At 32.8% G+C, this 2231-nt stretch carries 3 protein-coding genes; 2 read left to right on the top strand and 1 reads right to left on the bottom strand.

Annotated elements, in window-relative coordinates:
* Both ACFIJ9_RS08570 and ACFIJ9_RS08565 read left to right on the top strand, forming a co-directional pair.
* On the top strand, positions 1-338 hold a 338-nt coding region (locus tag ACFIJ9_RS08570; RefSeq protein ID WP_375636768.1), incomplete at its 5' end, for a YadA-like family protein.
* A 462-nt stretch (positions 339-800) separates the two neighbouring features.
* Positions 801-956 (top strand): hypothetical protein, encoded by a 156-nt coding sequence (locus ACFIJ9_RS08565; protein ID WP_375636767.1) that lies wholly within the window; start codon positions 801-803, stop codon positions 954-956.
* Between the two features lie 254 nt (positions 957-1210).
* Here the strand turns inward: ACFIJ9_RS08565 and ACFIJ9_RS08560 are convergent, their stop codons facing one another.
* Positions 1211-1426, bottom strand: a complete 216-nt coding sequence (locus tag ACFIJ9_RS08560; protein WP_375636765.1) for a hypothetical protein — start codon at positions 1424-1426, stop codon at positions 1211-1213.
* Between the last annotated feature and the right edge of the window lie 805 nt (positions 1427-2231).

The following is a 2231-nucleotide window of genomic DNA, read 5'->3' as shown; positions in this document are numbered from 1 at the left end:
CGGATGAGAAAGTCAATACTATAGTTAATAATGGCGTTAACGAGGCGAAATCCTATACGGATATGAAGTTTGAGACGCTAAATTATGCTATTGAGGATGTTCGCAAGGAAGCAAGACAAGCAGCAGCGATTGGTTTAGCGGTGTCTAATTTAAGCTATGACGATACACCGGGAAAATTAAGTTTTTCGTTTGGTACGGGTGTATGGCGTAGTCAATCCGCATTTGCTATTGGGGCTGGTTATATGTCTGAAAATGGAAGATTTCGCTCTAACATATCTGCAACGAGTGCTGGGGGACATTGGGGGGTAGGTGCTGGGTTTAGGGTAACACTGAATTAACAATAGAAAATTCGAAATAAATTTTCCTTCTCTTATCAAATGCATTACATGTGGCATTTTAAGAGAAGGAAAGTTATTCTCATCATAAATGAATAGCAATAGAAGATAAGGGGTTTATTTCGAATAAAAATGTATTTTTTATTATGAAATTTTATGTGAAAAAATCATTTATCATCTCCAAAAGGAATTATTTGAGTAATCGATATTTATTTTTGAGAGAGGTTTTTCCTTATAAGAGAAATATATATAATAATAATATTATCAATGAATGCAGCATTATTTTTATGACAAGATAGGCGGTATGTTATTTTGCATAATTTTACTGCTGATAAGATTATTATTGGATTGTATAATGCCATAAAAGATGATCAATTACATGACAGTGAGCAGCAGATAAGACAGTTTTTGATGATGCAAAAAAATATATAGATAAATGGTTTTCTGAATCCATAGGATAATGCGATGAGTAATGTTGTGAATGATGCAAAATCTTACACGGATACAAAATTTGAAGCATTAAGATATGATATGAAGACAGTTCAGAAAGAAGCAAGACAGGCGGCCTCTGTTGGTTTAGCAGTATCGAATTTAAGTTATATCGAATTTAAGTTATTTTGATATTCTTTGGTCTTTAAGTGTCTGTTTTGGTAATGGTTTATAGCGTAGTCGATCGGCTTTTGCCTTTGGAGCTGGTTGTATGTCAGAAGATGGAAAGATCGCTCTAATATATCCGCAATGAGTTCTGGCGGAGATTGGGGGAGAGGTGCTGGCTTAAGATTGACGCTGAATTTATGATAGTAAAGGATTATTTTAACAACATTTATTCTTATTTTATTGAAATGAGGGTGATTTTTTTTAAGACGCTACAGTATTTATCTAGAGATAAGCATAATATTTGATGCATATACAAGATCACCAAAAGCAGCTGAATTATCTCTTTTGCTCTGCGTATTCAAACCTACAGCAATAGAACTTAGACCCTCCGCAGTAGCCGATGGACCGAAAGCAACAGGTGAGGCTATAAACTTTGAGGTTTTATAGAAGCTTTTTCTATATTTTTGTTGAAAAAAGATCACAATAGAATCCATATTGCTAAAAAGTCATATTTTTATGTTGCTATTTTCTTGAACAGTCTATAGTGATGCGGAAATGTATATTAGTAAGACTCATTTTGATAAAATAACTTTCAAAGGGGGGATAGGTAGTGCGTAAAGATAGAAGGTACATCACAAGACCGCGCATATATCATTATATGATACTTTAAAAAGAGAAAACCTAACTAAAAAGCCGATTATCCGAGGCAAGCCAGATTTCGAACATATTACAATCTCTTTTTACTTTACTTGTTATTAACAAAAAAATGCTTTTTAATAAAACTAAAGTCTATAACTAGGAAAACACATACTAAAACCTTTTTTGAAAGATTTTATATTAACGACGACCAAGTAAAAAGTAAGATTAAATATGCAAGACCTCTTTTTAGTTAGGAAAAAACAGCACATTAAACCCCTTAGACTCTAAATGTGTTATTTTTATGTCTACAAAACATAATCAAAAAAACAAACATTTAGGTCTCAACACAGAAAGCACAAACAAAACAAGATTAAAGACTCAAAACGTTCACACTCTAAGCAATAATCCTCTATTCTCAATTCCAAAGAGGTCAATAATGCTAAAATGTGTCTTTTTTATGTTTTGGAGGTGTTTTTAAGTTTTTTCATTGGAGAGTTTGTTATGAAAAAATTATATGCCCCACAAGCAGCGAGTGAATTAAAACGTTCTCGTTTTTCTTTTGTTAAAGTTCTTTCGTTGGCTGCAGCGGCTACATTTTTATCGAATGTTACACCTGTTTTTTCAGCAAATTCTGATTTTAGAAACACATTTCTTGAGGGT

The sequence above is a fragment of the Bartonella sp. MR90HLJMH genome (genome assembly GCF_042194115.1).
GTDB lineage: Bacteria > Pseudomonadota > Alphaproteobacteria > Rhizobiales > Rhizobiaceae > Bartonella > Bartonella grahamii.
The sequence above is the reverse complement of the archived record's forward strand: the minus strand, read 5'-3'. Positions and strand labels throughout refer to the sequence as shown.

Coding starts and splice junctions, on each gene's coding strand:
- ACFIJ9_RS08565 (WP_375636767.1), top strand. CDS start 801: ATGAGTAATGTTGTGAATGATGCAAAATCTTACACGGATACAAAATTT.
- ACFIJ9_RS08560 (WP_375636765.1), bottom strand. CDS start 1,426: ATGGATTCTATTGTGATCTTTTTTCAACAAAAATATAGAAAAAGCTTC.